The organism is Chelativorans sp. AA-79 (assembly GCF_029457495.1).
GTDB lineage: Bacteria > Pseudomonadota > Alphaproteobacteria > Rhizobiales > Rhizobiaceae > Chelativorans.
In genome coordinates this window covers 4,850,001-4,866,966 of the sequence record NZ_CP120361.1, presented here as the reverse complement: position 1 = coordinate 4,866,966, position 16,966 = coordinate 4,850,001, and the positions used below count along the sequence as shown (strand labels likewise).

The window sequence follows — 16,966 nt, the reverse complement described above, 5'->3', positions numbered from 1 at the left end:
CGGAAGATGCGTATAGAGTTCGACGGAGGCTCAGTCGGGAAGAAGACCCTTGTGCGTCTCGGCATGGGCGCAGTGCGGGTCGCGCTGCTCTTCGGGTCGGCAGCCATCGCCTTCGCCTTGATTCTGACGCCTGTTCTCGATCGTCGCACGCGCGACATGGCAGCCCATGGGCTGGATCCGATCGCGACGGGTTCCGTGCCTGGCCGCGTTTTCGTCGAGCGGCGCAGCGTGCTCCAGGCGACGCCGGACGCCATCTGCATCATCCATGAGGACGGGAGGCGGAGCGGCACGTGCTGAGCGCTCATCCCGCCAAGAATTCTTAACGGTTCTCAGCCACCATGGCTAAAGCGGACACGAGGCCACCCATGGTGAAGCAATTCCTGCGCAGCAGAGACGGTGCGACGGCGATCGAATATGCCCTGATCGCCGGAATTCTCGTGCTGGCGATCGTGGCCGGTATGGCCGAGCTCAGCCGGGTGGTCGGCCAGACCTACGGGAATGTGGCCGAGGATCTCGCTGAAGCGGGAAATTGAGAGAAGCCTCAGCGGCAATCCGCGCTTCCGATTGCCGGTCCGGCCGGCTCAGCCATCCTTGTCCTCCGGCGATAGCACATTCGTAAGCGAGACCTTGGCACTGCCCGGCTTGAGCGGTTTTTGCTGGGATTCATGCGGGGCCCAGCCGGAGAGCCAGACGACATTGAAGGTCGCCCGGATGCGGCCGTCCGGATCGGAGAACTGCTCCTGATAGATTTTCGCAGCCCGCAGGAAGAGCCCGCGCGCTGCGGGCCGGCGGCTACGCTCCACGAGCGTGTTGGCGGCACCCATGGCGCGCAGGTCCCGCATGAGATCGAACATGGTATCATAGCGGACCGTCACCGTTTCGAGATCGGCCACGGGAAGGGCGAAGCCCGCGCGCTGCAAAAGCGCGCCGGCATCACGCACGTCGGCGAACGGGCTGACGCGGGGTGTTGCGCCGCCGCTCAACTCAGCCTCGGCCTGAAGCAGGCTTTGCCGCAGCTCCTGCAGTGTACCGGCGCCCGCCATGGCGGCGAGGAAAAGGCCGTCAGGTTTTAAAGCGCGGCGAATCTGCACCAGGACGCCGGGAAGATCGTTCATTTCGTGCAGGGTAAGAAGCGAAACCGCGAGGTCCAGGCTTTCGGGATCGAGCGGGATCGTCTCGGGCTCCGCGACCACACCCTCATATCGGCCCGAAAGCAGAGGCCGATCGGTTTCGACGCGCAGGATGTAATCCGCCTTGCCGCTCCCGGCGATCGCATCAGCAGCATTCTTCGTTAGGCAGAAGATCGCCGCGGCGCGGGGAAACCGGCGCTCGACCGTCGCCAGGCGGTCGGAAAGATCCTCCGCGGCGCGGCGCATCAGGAAGTCCGCGCCTTCGTCGCTGGCGGACAGGGCGCGCAGCTTGCGGGCGAGCGCAAGGTTCAGGTCGAAGATCGGTTCCATGGGCCTTCTTTCGTCGCAGGTGCGCAATCGCACAAAACTGCTATTCTGGCAAAGGTGGGTGGTTTCTTTGCGCGGGCAAGGGATGGGGTTTTTCCGGCGGGCGGGGGTGATGATGCGGGAGTGGCCGGCGCGGCTGCTTTTTCCGCCGGTCTGTCTCGGCTGCCGCAATCTCGTCACCGCGCCCGGCACGCTCTGTGCCGAGTGCTGGCCGAATATACGGTTCCTCGAACGGCCGTGGTGCCCGGTGATGGGCACACCTTTTCCGTACGAGATGGGCGAAGGCTTCCTCTCCGGTGAAGCGATCGCCAATCCTCCGCCTTTCGCGCGGGCGCGCTCGGCGGTGGCCTATCGCGGGGTGGCCGGCCGCATGGGCGCAGGCGCTGAAATTCTCCGACCGCACCGATCTCGCGCCTTGGATGGCGCGATGGATGCTGCGGGCGGCCAGCGAACTCGTCCCGGACGCGGATGTCGTCGTTCCCGTGCCGCTGCATCGACGGCGATTCTTCTCGCGGCGCTTCAACCAGTCGGCCGAACTTGCACGCGCGTTTTCGCGGCTCGCCGGGCTGGACTACCAGCCATCGGCCCTGGTGCGCCGGCGCCTCACCCGCCAGCAGGTGGGCCTGGGTGTGCGCGAGCGCGAGCAGAATGTGCGTGGCGCCTTTGTCGTTCCGCCGGATGGGGAAAGGGTCTTGAGAGGAAAGCGAGTCATCCTCGTCGATGACGTCTTCACGACAGGAGCCACGGCGGCAGCCGCCACGCGGGCGCTGAAACGCGCCGGCGCGCGGGAGGTGGATGTGCTCACTTTCGCCCGCGCGCTGAAGGAAGACTTTGCGTCCGATGATGCCATAACTATATAGGCGGCAAAGGCTTACGGATGAAACCATGGCAGACGTGACGATCTATACCCGCATGGCCTGCGGTTATTGCGCAGCCGCAAAGCGGCTCCTGGAGCGCAAGGGCATTCCCTATACGGAGCACGATGCAAGCTTCTCGACGGACCTGCGCCGCGAAATGGTGAGCCGCGCGAACGGGCGCTCCACCTTTCCGCAGATCTTCATCGGCGATGTCCATGTGGGCGGGTCGGATGAACTTCACGCGCTTGAGCGCGAGGGCAGGCTGGATCCTCTTCTGGAACAGCAGGGCGTTTCGGCGGGAGCGCGCCAATGAGCAGCGCCGTGCGCGTCGCCGCGCTTCAGATGCGCTCCGGTACAGACCCGGATGCAAACCTCGCGGCCTTTGAAGACCTGGTGCGCCAGGCGGCGGGGCAGGGCGCGAAATACGTGCAGAGCCCGGAGATGACCGGGGCGCTGGTGCGCAGCCGGGAGGCTCTCCTGGAGCGTGTCCGGCCGGCGGGAGAGAACCCGCTGGTACGCCGCGGGGCGGACCTGGCAAAGGAGCTCTCGATCTTCATCCATATCGGCTCGACCGCGATTTCCCTCGACGGTGGCAAGGTGGCGAACCGGGCTTTCCTGTTCGGCCCCGACGGCACGCTGATTGCGACCTATGACAAGATCCATATGTTCGACGTCGATCTCGACAAGGGAGAGAGCTGGCGGGAATCCGCCACCTATGCGCCCGGCGAGCAGACGGTCGTGGCTGCCCTGCCCTTTGCCCGCGTGGGTCTTGCCGTCTGCTACGACCTGCGCTTTCCGCAGCTCTTCCGGGCGCAGGCGCTGGCGGGCGCCGAAGTGCTGACCGTGCCTGCCGCATTCACCCGGCAGACGGGCGAGGCGCACTGGCATGTGCTCGCACGCGCACGCGCCATCGAAAACGGCGCCTGGTTGATCGCCGCGGCGCAAGGGGGCCTGCACGAGGACGGGCGCGAGACCTACGGGCATTCGCTGATCGTCGACCCGTGGGGCCGCGTGGCGGCCGAGGCCGACCATGACGAGCCGGCGGTGGTGGTGGCCGATATCGATCCGGTCGCTTCGGCCGCCGCAAGGCGCAAGATCCCCAATCTTGCAAACGCGCGCGACTTTGCCGTCCGGCAGGCTGCCTTCGGGGAGGCCACGGCATGATCCGCTTCGGCCTCATCTGCGACAACGAGCACGAGTTCGAGGCGTGGTTCCGCAGCGGCGAGGATTTCGAGACGCAGAAGAGCCGCAAGCTCGTTTCCTGTCCCGCCTGCGGCTCGCAGGAGGTGCAGAAGGCGCTGATGGCGCCGGCCGTCTCCACCAGCGGCAGACAAGCGCAGGTGGCGCTCGCCATGAGCGAGGAGCAGAAAAAGGCGCTCGCCCAACTCAAGGCGATCTCGGAGAAGATCCGCGAGAACGCCGATTATGTTGGCGAGAAGTTCGCGGATGAGGCGCGGAAGATCCATTTCGGCGAAGTGGAGCCGCGCGGCATCTATGGCGAAGCCTCGCCGGAGGACGTAAAGTCGCTCGCCGATGACGGCGTGGATTTCATGCCGCTGCCCGTATTCCCCGAAGACCGGAACTGAATACCCTTCGCCCCCGTCCCGGTAGGGGCAAGAGGCTCATATCATCGCGTCGGCCTTGGGCTTCTCGGCCAGGACCATGTAGTTGACGTCCATGTCGCGCGAACGGTTCCAGCGGTCCGTAAGCGGGTTGTAGGCGACGCCCGTGCGGTCCTTCGTCACCAGGCCGGCATTGAACAGCGCGCGGTCGAGCTCCTCCGGCCGAACCAGCTTGCCGTACTGGTGGGTACCGCGCGGCAGCCAGCGCAGCACGTATTCCGCGCCGATGATCGCAAGGCCCAGCGCTTTCAGCGTGCGGTTGATCGTCGCCACGAACATGATGCCGCCCGGTTTGAGCATCTCCGCGCACTTGCCGATGAAGAACTCCATGTCGGCCACGTGCTCGACCACTTCCATATTGAGGATGATGTCGAACATCTCCCCCTGGTCGGCCAGGGCTTCAGCCGTCTCGGCGCGATAATCGATCTTCACACCGCTTTCGGCGGCATGCAGCTTCGCCACCTCGATATTGGTTGCGGAGGCGTCGGCGCCCACCACCTCGGCGCCGAGACGCGCCATCGGCTCGCAGAGCAGGCCGCCACCGCAGCCGATGTCGAGGATGCGCAGACCTTCGAAAGGCTTCGCCGCCCGCGGATCGCGCCCGAACTGGGCGGCGACATTGTCGCGGATATAGGCAAGCCGGACCGGGTTGAACTTGTGCAGCGGGCGGAATTTGCCATTCGGGTTCCACCACTCCTGGGCGAGGGCGGAAAAGCGCTCCACTTCGCCGGCGTCAATGGTCGTTCGTCGGGCTTCTGGCATCACATCATCTCCTCTCGCGACAGCATGAAGTCGGTTGAGAGGCGCTTCATGTCAAGCCTTCGCTTGCTTGCAGAACGCTGCTCCTTTGGATATTGAGACCCCGCCGCCGTGGCGGCAGCTTGGAATTCCGACGGTTCAGGCAGGGTCAACCCCTGCGGCAAAAAAAGGCATCTTTCACGACCATGGCGCGCATCGTGATGAAATTCGGCGGGACCTCGGTCGCCGATCTCGACCGCATCCACAATGTGGCGCGCCATGTGAAACGCGAGGTGGATGCCGGACACCAGGTCGCGGTCGTGGTTTCGGCCATGGCGGGAAAGACAAACGAACTCGTCGGCTGGGTGCAGGGCATGCCGAAAGTCGGCGGGCCCAATTCGCCCTTCTACGATGCACGCGAATACGATGCGATCGTCGCGTCCGGCGAACAGGTGACGAGCGGCCTGTTGGCGATCGCCCTGCAGTCGATCGGCGTCGACGCGCGTTCCTGGCAGGGCTGGCAGATCCCGATCCGCACGGACAACGCCCATGGCGCGGCGCGCATCCAGGAAATCGACGGCAGCGAGATCATCAACCGCATGGAGCGCGGGCAAGCCGCCGTCGTGGCCGGTTTCCAAGGCCTTGCGCCCGACAACCGCATCGCGACGCTGGGGCGCGGCGGGTCCGACACCAGCGCGGTGGCGATCGCGGCCGCGCTTCATGCCGACCGCTGCGACATCTACACGGACGTGGACGGTGTCTACACGACCGACCCGCGCATCGAGCCCAAAGCGCGGCGGCTCTCGAAGATCTCCTTCGAAGAGATGCTGGAGATGGCCTCGCTCGGCGCCAAGGTGCTGCAGGTGCGCTCGGTCGAGCTTGCCATGGTGCACAAGGTCAGAACCTTCGTAAGATCGTCATTCGAGGACCCCGACGCGCCGGGCATGAGCGATTTCGTCAACCCGCCCGGCACGCTCATTTGCGACGAGGAAGAAATCGTGGAACAGCAAGTCGTCACCGGCATCGCCTATGCCAAGGATGAAGCGCAGATCTCGCTGCGCCGGGTGGCCGACCGGCCGGGGGTCTCCGCCGGCATCTTCGGGCCGCTCGCCGAGGCCAACATCAATGTCGACATGATCGTTCAGAACATCTCCGAGGACGGCTCGAAAACCGACATCACCTTCACGGTGCCGACGGGCGACGTGGAAAAAGCCCTCAGCGTGCTCGAGAAGGTGCGCGGGAGCGTGGGCTTCGACGCCGTCCAGTCCGAATCGGGCCTGGTGAAGGTTTCGGTGATCGGCATCGGGATGCGCAGCCATGCGGGCGTGGCGGCGACTGCATTTAGGGCACTTGCTGAAAAAGGCATCAACATCCGTGCCATAACGACTTCAGAGATCAAAATTTCTATTCTGATCGATGGTCCTTATGCCGAATTGGCGGTGCGGACTTTGCATTCCGTCTACGGTCTCGATAAGCATTAAGGACAAATGTCTTTAACCTTGTCGTCGGCGCTGCCAGCCCGGCAGCGCCCGTGAGGCTTTGGAGAAGGTCCGATGCGCGATACAGCCGGCGGCCCGCGTGTTCTGCTGAGGCGACTGCGCGAACTGATGGCGGAGGTGGCCGAGCCCCAGGAGCGGCTCGACCGCATTGTGCGCGAGATCGCGCAGAATATGGTTGCGGAAGTCTGCTCGCTCTACGTCCTGCGCGCCGACTCCGTCCTCGAGCTCTATGCGACGGAGGGCCTCAATCCGACTGCCGTCCACCTGGCGCAACTGCGCCTCGGCCAGGGGCTCGTGGGCACGATCGCCGCCAGTGCGCGGCCCCTCAACCTTTCCGACGCGCAGAAACATCCCGCCTTTGCCTATCTGCCCGAGACGGGTGAGGAGATCTATCACTCCTTCCTCGGCGTGCCCGTGCTGAGGGCAGGGCGCACGCTCGGCGTGCTCGTGGTGCAGAACCGAACCATGCGGCACTATCGCGAGGATGAACTGGAGGCGCTGGAGACCGTCGCCATGGTGGTGGCGGAGATGATCGCCACGGGCGATCTCGCGCGGCTCACCCGGCCCGGCATCGAGCTCGACCTCAGGCGCTCCGTCAGCTTCAGGGGACTGCCGCTCAATGACGGCGTGGGGCTCGGCCATGTCGTGCTGCACGAGCCACGCGTGGTGGTCACGAATCTCTTCAACGAGGACAGCGAACGCGAGCTGGAGCGGCTCGAAGTGGCGCTCTCCTCGCTCAGGCTTTCCATCGACGACATGCTCTCACGGCGCGACGTCGCATTCGAGGGCGAGCACAGGGCGGTCCTCGAGGCCTACCGCATGTTCGCCAACGACCGCGGGTGGGTGCGACGGCTGGAAGAGGCGGTGGGCAACGGCCTCACCGCGGAAGCGGCGGTGGAAAAGGTGCAGAGCGACATGCGCGCGCGCATGTTGCATATGACCGATCCGTATCTGCGCGAGCGCATGAGCGATTTCGACGATCTGGCCAACCGGCTTTTGCGCCAGCTCATGGGGCGCGGGCCGGACGCTCTGTCGGAGATCGTGCCGAAGGATGCGATCCTCGTCGCCCGCTCCATGGGAGCGGCGGAACTGCTCGACTATCCGCGTGAGCGCCTGCGCGGCCTTGTGCTCGAGGACGGCGCGCCCACGAGCCACATCGTGATCGTCGCACGGGCGATCGGTCTGCCCACCGCGGGTCAGGTGAAGGGCGCCGTCGCCATGTCGGAGAATGGCGACGCGATTATCGTCGACGGTGAGGACGGGCAGGTGCATCTGCGTCCTCAGACCGACATCGAGACGGCCTATGCGGAAAAGGTGCGCTTCCGGGCGCGGCGACAACAGCTCTACCGCGAATTGCGCGACCGTCCGTCGGTGACGAAGGACGGCGTTCCGATCCAGCTCCTGATGAACGCGGGGCTCGCGGTGGACTTGCCGCAGCTTGCACAATCCGGTGCGGGCGGGATCGGCCTCTTCCGCACCGAGCTGCAGTTCATGGTGGCCTCGACCTTCCCGCGCGTGGAAGCTCAGGAACGGCTTTACCGGGAGGTGCTCGACGCGGCGGAGGGCAAGCCCGTCACCTTCCGCACCATCGATATTGGCGGCGACAAGGTTCTGCCTTATTTCAAGGGCGCCCAGCATGAGGAAAACCCCGCACTCGGCTGGCGCGCGATCAGGCTGACCCTCGACCGCCCGGGGCTCCTGCGCACGCAGATCCGCGCATTGCTGAAGGCAGCCGGCGGACGCGAGCTCAAGCTGATGCTGCCCATGGTGACGGAGATCGACGAGGTGCGGCGGGCGCGCGCCATCATCGACCGCGAGGTGCGGCATCTCTCTCGCTTCGCCTATCTCCTGCCCACCAGCCTGAAGCTCGGCGCGATGATCGAAGTGCCGGCCTTGCTGTGGCAACTCGAGGAGTTCATGCAGGCAGTGGATTTCGTCTCGGTCGGCTCCAACGATCTTTTCCAGTTCGTGACCGCCACGGACCGCGGCAACACGCTGATCTCCGACCGCTTCGACCCGCTCAGCGTGCCCTTCCTGCGTGTGCTGAGGCAGATCGCCCAGGCAGGACAGGCGACGCATACGCCGGTGACGCTGTGCGGAGAGCTCGCGGGCCGGCCGATCTCGGCCATGGCGCTCCTGGGCATCGGCTATCGGTCCATCTCGATGAACCCGGCTTCTATCGGCCCGGTCAAGGCCATGCTGTGTGAACTGCCCTTGCAGGATTTGAGTGAGCGGATGGAAGAGGCTCTTGCCAATCACGGTTCGAAGACCGATATCCGCGCCGAGCTGAAGCAGTTTGCCAGCGAAAACGAAATTCCCCTCTGAGATTTAAGGCGACTTATGGCCGAGCTGCCCCGCGAACGGATGGACCAGGTTCTAAAGCGTTTCGAGCTGATCGAGACGCAGATGGCGGCCGGCCCCACTCCGGAGGCCTATGTCAAGCTCGCTTCCGAATATGCCGAACTGCAGGAGATCGCGAGCAACATCCGGGCGCTCAGGAAGGCCGAAGGCGAGCGTGGTGATCTCGAGGCCATGCTTGCCGACAAAGCGATCGACCGCGAGATGCGTGAGCTTGCGGAAGCCGACCGCGAGGCGGTGGAAGGCCGGATAGAGGATCTCGGCGAAAAGTTGCGGCTTCTGCTTCTGCCCAAGGACGAGGCGGACCAGAAGAACGCGATCCTGGAGATCCGTGCCGGAACCGGCGGCGACGAGGCGGCCCTCTTCGCAGGAGATCTTTTCCGCATGTATGAACGCTATGCCGGTGAGCGCGGCTGGCGCGTCGAGGTGGTTTCCGCCAGCGAGGGCGAGGCGGGCGGCTACAAGGAGATCATCGCGACGGTGGCCGGGCGAGGGGTGTTTTCGCGGCTCAAATTCGAATCGGGCGTGCACCGGGTCCAGCGCGTGCCCGCTACGGAAGCGCAGGGACGCATCCATACCTCGGCCGCCACGGTGGCCGTGCTGCCCGAAGCGGAGGAGATCGATGTGGATATCCGCCCCGAGGACATCCGCATCGACACGATGCGTGCATCCGGTGCCGGCGGCCAGCACGTCAACACGACTGATTCGGCGGTCCGCATCACGCATGTTCCGACCGGGATCGTCGTGGTTCAGGCGGAGAAGTCGCAGCATCAGAACCGAGCCCGGGCCATGCAGATCCTGCGTGCGAGGCTTTTCGACGCCGAACGCACAAAAGCGGCCAGCGAGCGATCGGAGACGCGGCGCCTGCAGGTCGGCACCGGAGATCGCTCCGAGCGCATCCGCACATACAATTTTCCACAGGGCCGCGTCACCGATCACCGGATCAACCTCACGCTCTACAAGCTCGACCGGGTGATGGAGGGTGAGCTGGACGAGGTCATCGACGCGCTGGTCGCCGACCACCAGTCGAAACTGCTCGCCGAAGAAGGCGCGGAGACCTGAGATGCCCCCGGTCACGCTGGCCTGGCTGTTGCGGGAGGCGAAGCAGCGGCTGGCGAATGCGGGCGTGGACGATCCGGCGCTCGAGGCGCGACTGATCGTCGAGCATTTTTCGGATACGACCCAGACGCAGGCGATCACGCATCCCGGTTGCGAGGTGGAAAGCGCGACGGCGGAGCAGGTGATGGCTGCGGTGGATCGCCGGATCACCGGCATGCCGGTCCATCGGATTCTGGGCCATCGCGGATTTTACGGGTTGAAGCTTACGCTTTCCCCCGGGACGCTGGAGCCCAGGCCGGATACGGAGACGCTGGTGGACCTCGCACTGCCGGAAGCACGGCGGATCGCGGCGGCGAAGGGGACATGCCGCATCCTCGATCTGGGTACCGGAAGCGGGGCCATCGCGCTCGCGCTTCTGAGCGCCGTGCCTCAGGCAAAAGCCGTCGGCACCGATATTTCAGCCGACGCCCTTGAAACCGCAAACCGCAATGCCGACATGAATGGTGTGGCGGAGCGCTTTGTCGCTCTGCGATCCGACTGGTTCGAAAGTGTTGACGGCCAGTTCGATTTGATCGTCTCCAATCCGCCCTATATCCCCACGGCCGAGTTGGAGACCTTGCCGCGCGAGGTGCGCGAGCACGATCCGAAGGTGGCGCTCGATGGAGGCCCGGACGGGCTTTCACCCTATCGGGTGATCGCCGCTGAAGCATATGACCGCCTGACGAGGGAAGGCTTTGTAGCCGTGGAAACGGGTTACGACCAGAAAGCAGCCGTAGCCGGGATTTTCACCGCCGAGGACTACGCGGTTCTCAAGACTGCGCGCGACTTGGGCAGGCGAGACCGGGCCCTTCTGTTCGCACCTGTGCGCGAAAGAACACATGCCGAAAAAACACTTGGCAAAGTGGCGGAATGCCGCTAGGTTCGCGCCTGCCGATGAGACGAAGCAGGCAGCGCCGTTTTCGATTCGGTTCCCGCGGACAGACTGCTTAAACGCGTTTTCGACGCATATGCTTCGTGCGGGGATCATCGGGCAAGTGGATACGAAGCGGATAGAGTGGCTTTGCGGCCGCCTTTAGGATGCGGCAGACCGCGAGGGGGTAATTTAACGGAAACGACCTCTGCGCTCGTTTTCTCAGCCGATCAACACGCGAAAAATCTATAGTCGTCTCGAAAAAGAGAATGGAATGAGGCCACAACAGCAGAACAGGCGCATGCGCGGACGCGGGAATAACCGAAAGGGCCCGAATCCGCTCACTCGCAGCTACGAAAGCAATGGCCCGGATGTGAAGATCCGCGGTACAGCGCAGCAGATCGCCGAGAAATATACCACGCTTGCTCGCGATGCGCAGAGCTCCGGCGATCGGGTGATCGCGGAAAACTATCTGCAGCACGCGGAACATTACAACCGGCTCATCGCCGCCGCCCAGGCGCAGGTGCAGCCGCAGCAGAACATGCGCGAGAGCCGAGACGATGATTCGGACGATCTCGATGAGCGCGAGGAGCAGGAAGCGTTCGGTTTTCCGAACTTCAACAACAAGCCAGCCGCGCCCGCCGTCAATGACGGCTCGGGACCGCAGCCCGTGATCGACGGGATGCCCGCCGAGGTGGCGCTCAATCGCGAGGCGGGTGGTTCGAACGGCAATGGCCGCTCGAACGGCCGCAACCGTGGTGGAAACGGTGCGCATCCGGGGGCCAACGGACAGGCGGCCGCCGGCGAGCGGGCCGCAGCCGATAAACCGGAGAAGGCACAGGAGGCTGAGCCGGCTGCCGCGAAAGCCGCTCCCGAGAGCGTCGCGGAAGAGGCGCCGACGCCTAAGCCAAAGCGCATCCGCAAGCCACGCGCCAAGAAAGCCGACGAGGCAGCGCAGCAGGCCGAGGCCGCCGGTCCTACCGAGGAAGCAGCAGCACAAAACTGACGGTTGCCACGGCAACCAGTAAACTGAAAACGGCGGGCATTTGCTCGCCGTTTTGTGTTTGTGCAGTGATCTTGTGTCTCTTTCCGAAAGCTCCCATATCTCGATTGGTTGGACCTGCCGTTGCCGGGCGTTGACCCTGATCAACGCCCTTGGGGGTCCGTCACATTAGCCTGTTGGACGCCGCGTTGCGGGTCCGGCGTGGAGATGGAGACGCGAGAAATGAACATTGAGAAATACTCCGAGCGCGTGCGCGGCTTTATTCAGTCCGCTCAAACGCTTGCCCTGTCCAGAAATAACCAGCAGTTCACGCCCGAGCACATTCTGAAGGTGCTGGTCGACGATGAGGAGGGCCTTGCGGCGAGCCTCATCGAGCGCGCCGGCGGACGCGTGCGCGACGTGAAGCTCGGCGTCGAGGCGGCGCTGGATGCCCTGCCGCGCGTCGAGGGTGGAAACGGGCAGCTCTATATGGCGCAACCGCTCGCCAAGGTCTTTTCCACGGCGGAGGAACTCGCCAAGAAAGCCGGCGATAGTTTCGTCACCGTGGAGCGCCTGCTCACGGCGCTCGCCATGGAGAAATCCGCCAAGAGCGCGACGATCCTCGCCAATGCCGGCGTGACACCCACGGCGCTGAACCAGGTCATCAACGACATCCGCAAGGGCCGCACCGCCGATTCGGCGAGCGCCGAGCAGGGCTATGACGCGCTCAAGAAGTATGCACGGGATTTGACCGCGGAGGCGCGGGCGGGCAAGCTCGACCCGGTGATCGGCCGTGACGACGAGATCCGCCGCACGATACAGGTGCTTTCGCGCCGTACCAAGAACAACCCGGTTCTGATCGGTGAGCCCGGCGTGGGCAAGACCGCTATCGCCGAGGGCCTCGCGCTTCGCATCGTCAATGGCGATGTGCCCGAATCGCTCAAGGACAAGCAACTGATGGCGCTCGACATGGGCGCGCTGATTGCGGGCGCCAAATATCGCGGCGAATTCGAGGAGCGGCTGAAAGCCGTGCTTTCGGAAATCCAGGTCGCGGCCGGCGGCGTCATCCTCTTCATCGACGAGATGCACACGCTCGTGGGCGCCGGCAAGGCCGATGGCGCGATGGACGCTTCCAACCTCCTGAAGCCGGCGCTGGCGCGCGGAGAGCTGCACTGCGTGGGCGCCACGACGCTCGACGAGTACCGCAAGCACGTGGAGAAGGACGCTGCGCTCGCCCGCCGGTTCCAGCCGGTGTTCGTGGATGAGCCGACCGTGGAGGACACCGTCTCCATCCTGCGCGGCCTGAAGGAAAAATACGAGCAGCACCACAAGGTGCGCGTCTCCGACTCGGCGCTGGTGGCGGCGGCCAATCTGTCGAACCGCTACATCACCGACCGCTTTCTGCCCGACAAGGCGATCGACCTCGTGGACGAGGCCGCCTCCCGGCTTCGCATGCAGGTGGATTCCAAGCCGGAAGAGTTGGACGAGGTGGACCGTCGCATCATGCAGCTCAAAATCGAGCGTGAAGCGCTGCGGGCGGAGAAGGACGAGGCTTCCAAGGATCGGCTCGAGAAGCTGGAGAAGGAACTCGCTGGGCTCGAAGAGGAATCAAGCCGCCTGACGAACACCTGGAAGGCGGAGAAGGACAAGCTCGGCCTTGCCGCCGATCTGAAGCGCCAACTCGACGAGGCCCGCAATGAACTCGCGATCGCCCAGCGCAAGGGCGAGTTCCAGCGCGCGGGCGAACTCGCCTATGGCCGCATCCCCGAGTTGGAGAAGAAACTCGCGGACGCCGAGGCCACGACGGAGGGCGCGCGGAGCATGGTCGAGGAGACCGTCACGCCGGACCACGTCGCGCATATCGTTTCGCGCTGGACGGGCATCCCGGTCGACAAGATGCTGCAGGGCGAGCGCGAGAAGCTGCTGCGCATGGAAGACGAGCTGGCGAAGCGCGTGGTCGGCCAGGGCGAGGCGGTGCAGGCCGTCTCCAAGGCCGTACGGCGCGCCCGCGCGGGACTGCAGGACCCCAACCGGCCGATCGGCTCCTTCATGTTCCTCGGCCCCACGGGCGTGGGCAAGACGGAGCTCACCAAGGCGCTCGCGGCCTTCCTGTTCGATGACGAGCAGGCGATGGTGCGGATCGACATGTCGGAATTCATGGAAAAGCATTCCGTGGCCCGGCTGATCGGCGCGCCTCCCGGCTATGTCGGCTATGAGGAAGGCGGTGTCCTGACCGAGGCGGTTCGGCGCAGGCCGTATCAGGTGATCCTCTTCGACGAGATCGAAAAGGCGCACCCGGATGTGTTCAACGTTCTGCTCCAGGTGCTCGACGACGGGCGGCTGACCGACGGCCAGGGGCGCACGGTCGACTTCCGCAACACGCTCATCATCATGACCTCCAACCTGGGGGCGGAGTATCTGGTCAATCTCGCCGAGGGCGAGGATGTGGACAAGGTGCGGAGCGAGGTGATGGCCGTGGTGCAGGCCTCCTTCCGCCCCGAGTTCCTGAACCGGGTGGACGAAGTCATCCTGTTCCACCGGCTGCGCCGGGAGGACATGGGCGACATCGTGCGCATCCAGCTCAAGCGGATCGAACGCCTGCTCGAAGACCGCAAGATCACCCTCGACCTGGACGAGGAGGCGATCGACTGGCTCGCGGAGAAGGGCTACGACCCCGCCTACGGCGCGCGGCCCCTGAAGCGGGTAATGCAGAAGGAGCTGCAGGATCCGCTCGCCGAAAAGATCCTGATGGGCGAGATTTTCGACGGCTCTACCGTGAAGGTCACCGCCGGTTCCGACCGGCTGATCTTTCGCCCCCGCAAGAACGCCGAGGAAGCCCAGGCGGCATGATAGTTCCGAAAGCCCGGTGCGGAGATCCGTACCGGGCTATTGCGGGAGGGCGAGATGCTGCTCGACGAGTATAACGGTTTCTGTGCGTCTCTGCCCCACGCCACTCATGTGGTGCAGTGGGGCGGCGCCCATGTCTGGAAAGTGGGCGGCAAGGTTTTCGCCATCGGCGGTTGGAGCCATGGCGAGAGACTGGCCGTCACCTTCAAATGCTCCGAACCGGCATACGATATCCTCAAGGAGCAGCCGTGCCTGAGGCCAGCGCCATACCTCGCATCCCGCGGCATGACGTGGATCCAGCGGCAGACCGGCGAAGCCATGGATGATGCGGCTTTGAAAGACTACCTCCTGTCGAGCTACCGGCTCGTCGCCGCCGGTCTGCCCAAAAAGCTTCGCGTCGAGCTGGGATTGACCTAGGCTCAGTGAGGGCTCCCGGATCAGAGTATCGGACGTCGCGGTCAGGCTTTGTTAGCCATTTTCATGTCGGGTTCATCTTGTATCGCGCAAGGTGGAATTGGCGCGAATCGCGCCTTCGCGGACGGGTAAGTCGGGGAGCAGCACTTGAAGAGATATCCGCTGGCATTTCTTTCCGGCCTTCTTGCCGCGCCGGCGTTGGCCGCGGCACCGGCCCTGGATGTCGAGGCGCGCGCAGAAAGGCAGGACGACCCGGTCGTGCAACTCGCTCAGGCCTATGATTTCGATGTCTATATCGACCAATACGGACGTGAGATCGTCGTTGATCCGCGCACCGGGAGAGTCGTGGAGATCCGGCCTCCGCTGGCGCAGCCGCAGCCGATCGCGCCGAGACCCGAGTTCCGGGACTATCGGGCCGGGCGACGTGACTATGATTTCACTGATCCGAGAGATGTGGAGCGTTTCCACCGCGACCGCGAGGCGGCGATCGCGCGAGGCTGGACTCCCGAACCGGGCTACGGGGATCCTGCCTATCCGCCTGCGGAAGAGTATCCTTACGAGGACCGGGAGTTGCCGCCCGACCAGCCGGACTATGATTACGGCGCTCCGCCGGGCGCCGACGGCATCAAGCGTGCGCCTCTCGCTCCACCACCGGGCACCGGGGATTTCGCATCGGCTCCGCCATCGGACGGGGGAACGTTGCCCGATGCACCAGGCGTCCGGCAGCCGCAGCCCACGCTGCCCGGCTCGCCCGACATCAACGTCCCCGGCTCGCGCCGCGCGAGCGAGGATGTGGCGTCCTATCAGGTGCTTCTCGACCGCGCGGGGGTTTCGCCCGGCGTGATCGACGGGCACATCGGCGACAATGTCAACAAGGCGATAGAGGCCTACTACGAGGTCACGCGAGAGCGCCTGAAGACCTACGACAAGGAATGGATCGAGGCGGAGCTCGAAAGGACGGGCGGACCGGCCTTCATCGATTATACCATCACCTCGGAAGATGCCGCCGGACCGTTCATCGCATCCGTGCCGGAGGACTACAGCGCGAAAGCGCAGCTGGAACGCCTGAGTTATACGCGGGTGAGCGAGATGCTCGCGGAACGTTTCCACATGGACGAGAAATTCCTGATCGACCTCAACCCGGGCGCCAATTTCAACCGGCCCGGCACCATCATCAAGGTTGCCAATCCCGGTAAGCCGGAGACGAGCGCCGTGGCGCGCATCGTTGCCGACAAGAACCGGAAGCAGGTGCGTCTCTATGACGAGAGCGGCAGGCTGATCGGCGCCTATCCGGCGACGATCGGTTCATCCGACACGCCGTCGCCTTCGGGCATCCATCAGGTGGAACGGGTGGCCCTCAATCCCAATTACACGTACAATCCGAAAAAGAACTTCAAGCAGGGCAACAACGAGAAGGTCCTGACGATACCGCCCGGGCCGAACGGCCCTGTCGGCTCGGTCTGGATCGCGCTCTCCAAGCCGACCTACGGCATCCACGGGACGCCCGATCCGTCGAAGATCGGAAAGACCTATTCCCACGGCTGCGTGCGCCTGACCAACTGGGACGCGGAGGAACTGGCCAAGCGGGTCAAGCCGGGCGTCACGGTGGAGTTCGCCGACTAACGCGAATGCTTCACTTCAGCCGCGGTATCCGGACCGATATTCGCGGTCCGTAAACCCGTTTTCAGTTGCAGGGATCACTCGGAGATGCCGGCCACGGGAACGGGGCTGGTGAAATTATCCTGCAGAAGGTCTTCGATGCGGTCGCGCTCGCGGGTGAAGGCCTCGAGCGTCTCGCCTTCGAGTGTGCGGCTGTCGGGCAGGCGCACGCGCATCGGGTCGACCTTGCGGTTGTTGACGATCACCTCGTAGTGAAGGTGATTGCCGGTCGCCTGGCCGGTAGCGCCCACATAGCCGATCACCTGGCCCTGGCGCACGATGGCGCCGGACACGACGCCTTTGGCGATCGCGCTTTGGTGGTTGTAGGAGGTCTCGTACCCGTTGGCATGACGGATGATGGTCTGGCGGCCATACCCGGCGGACCAACCGGCCTTTTCCACGACACCATCGCCGGACGCGATGATGGGAGTACCGCGTGGCGCCGCCCAGTCCACACCAGTGTGCAGGCGGGAATAGCCGAGGATGGGATGCCGGCGCATGCCGAAGCCGGATGTGAAGCGGCCGTTCGGCACCGGGTTGCGCAGCAGGAAGGGACGCGCGCTG

At 64.6% G+C, this 16,966-nt stretch carries 16 protein-coding genes and 1 pseudogene (1 of these 17 running past the window's edge); 14 read left to right on the top strand and 3 right to left on the bottom strand.

Annotated features, from left to right (window positions below):
* Positions 1-6 precede the first annotated feature (6 nt).
* Both PVE73_RS23705 and PVE73_RS23700 read left to right on the top strand, forming a co-directional pair.
* A complete protein-coding gene (locus PVE73_RS23705) occupies positions 7-297 on the top strand; it encodes a hypothetical protein (RefSeq protein ID WP_277364596.1) in 291 nt (96 codons plus the stop codon).
* Between the two features lie 68 nt (positions 298-365).
* Complete coding sequence (locus PVE73_RS23700) at positions 366-533, top strand: Flp family type IVb pilin (RefSeq protein WP_277364595.1); 168 nt, start codon at positions 366-368, stop codon at positions 531-533.
* Positions 534-581: 48 nt separating this feature from the next.
* Here PVE73_RS23700 and PVE73_RS23695 read toward each other — a convergent pair whose 3' ends face one another.
* Positions 582-1,460: a methyltransferase domain-containing protein gene (locus tag PVE73_RS23695; RefSeq protein WP_277364594.1), complete on the bottom strand. Its 879-nt coding sequence runs from the start codon at positions 1,458-1,460 to the stop codon at positions 582-584.
* 82 nt (positions 1,461-1,542) lie between these two features.
* Here PVE73_RS23695 and PVE73_RS23690 point away from each other — a divergent pair.
* The 4 genes and pseudogenes from PVE73_RS23690 (at position 1,543) to PVE73_RS23675 (ending at position 3,900) form a co-directional block, all read left to right on the top strand.
* Positions 1,543-2,317, top strand: a pseudogene (locus tag PVE73_RS23690) (ComF family protein).
* A 25-nt stretch (positions 2,318-2,342) separates the two neighbouring features.
* Complete coding sequence (gene grxC / locus PVE73_RS23685; protein WP_277364593.1) at positions 2,343-2,627, top strand: glutaredoxin 3; 285 nt, start codon at positions 2,343-2,345, stop codon at positions 2,625-2,627.
* The gene (locus PVE73_RS23680; protein WP_277364592.1) at positions 2,624-3,478 is read left to right on the top strand and encodes a carbon-nitrogen hydrolase family protein; all 855 of its coding nucleotides are present in this window, start codon (positions 2,624-2,626) and stop codon (positions 3,476-3,478) included. Before grxC ends, PVE73_RS23680 begins: the two co-directional genes overlap by 4 nt.
* Positions 3,475-3,900 carry a DUF1178 family protein gene (locus PVE73_RS23675; RefSeq protein WP_277364591.1) on the top strand — a complete coding sequence of 142 codons (426 nt, stop codon included), beginning with the start codon at positions 3,475-3,477 and terminating at the stop codon, positions 3,898-3,900. Before PVE73_RS23680 ends, PVE73_RS23675 begins: the two co-directional genes overlap by 4 nt.
* A gap of 36 nt (positions 3,901-3,936) precedes the next feature.
* Here PVE73_RS23675 and ubiG read toward each other — a convergent pair whose 3' ends face one another.
* Positions 3,937-4,698 carry a bifunctional 2-polyprenyl-6-hydroxyphenol methylase/3-demethylubiquinol 3-O-methyltransferase UbiG gene (ubiG, locus tag PVE73_RS23670; protein WP_277364590.1) on the bottom strand — a complete coding sequence of 254 codons (762 nt, stop codon included), beginning with the start codon at positions 4,696-4,698 and terminating at the stop codon, positions 3,937-3,939.
* Between the two features lie 182 nt (positions 4,699-4,880).
* Here ubiG and PVE73_RS23665 point away from each other — a divergent pair, with 182 nt between their 5' ends.
* The 8 genes from PVE73_RS23665 (at position 4,881) to PVE73_RS23630 (ending at position 16,366) form a co-directional block, all read left to right on the top strand.
* Entirely contained in the window at positions 4,881-6,155 is a 1,275-nt protein-coding gene (locus PVE73_RS23665; protein ID WP_277364589.1) for an aspartate kinase, read from the top strand.
* A 72-nt stretch (positions 6,156-6,227) separates the two neighbouring features.
* Complete coding sequence (gene ptsP / locus PVE73_RS23660; protein WP_277364588.1) at positions 6,228-8,498, top strand: phosphoenolpyruvate--protein phosphotransferase; 2,271 nt, start codon at positions 6,228-6,230, stop codon at positions 8,496-8,498.
* A 15-nt stretch (positions 8,499-8,513) separates the two neighbouring features.
* Positions 8,514-9,593, top strand: a complete 1,080-nt coding sequence (gene prfA / locus PVE73_RS23655) for a peptide chain release factor 1 (protein ID WP_277364587.1) — start codon at positions 8,514-8,516, stop codon at positions 9,591-9,593.
* Position 9,594: 1 nt separating this feature from the next.
* A complete protein-coding gene (gene prmC, locus PVE73_RS23650) occupies positions 9,595-10,509 on the top strand; it encodes a peptide chain release factor N(5)-glutamine methyltransferase (RefSeq protein ID WP_277364586.1) in 915 nt (304 codons plus the stop codon).
* Between the two features lie 265 nt (positions 10,510-10,774).
* The gene (locus PVE73_RS23645) at positions 10,775-11,506 is read left to right on the top strand and encodes a DUF4167 domain-containing protein (protein WP_277364585.1); all 732 of its coding nucleotides are present in this window, start codon (positions 10,775-10,777) and stop codon (positions 11,504-11,506) included.
* A gap of 219 nt (positions 11,507-11,725) precedes the next feature.
* A complete protein-coding gene (clpB, locus tag PVE73_RS23640) occupies positions 11,726-14,332 on the top strand; it encodes an ATP-dependent chaperone ClpB (protein ID WP_277364584.1) in 2,607 nt (868 codons plus the stop codon).
* Between the two features lie 54 nt (positions 14,333-14,386).
* Positions 14,387-14,746, top strand: a complete 360-nt coding sequence (locus PVE73_RS23635; RefSeq protein ID WP_277364583.1) for an MmcQ/YjbR family DNA-binding protein — start codon at positions 14,387-14,389, stop codon at positions 14,744-14,746.
* A gap of 144 nt (positions 14,747-14,890) precedes the next feature.
* Complete coding sequence (locus tag PVE73_RS23630) at positions 14,891-16,366, top strand: L,D-transpeptidase (RefSeq protein WP_277364582.1); 1,476 nt, start codon at positions 14,891-14,893, stop codon at positions 16,364-16,366.
* Positions 16,367-16,440: 74 nt separating this feature from the next.
* Here the strand turns inward: PVE73_RS23630 and PVE73_RS23625 are convergent, their stop codons facing one another.
* Positions 16,441-16,966 carry the 3' end of a M23 family metallopeptidase gene (locus PVE73_RS23625; protein ID WP_277364581.1) on the bottom strand. Its footprint extends 1,406 nt past the window's final position, so 526 of the gene's 1,932 nt are visible here — the last part of the coding sequence; the start codon falls outside the window, past its right edge — the gene reads right to left on this strand; its stop codon occupies positions 16,441-16,443.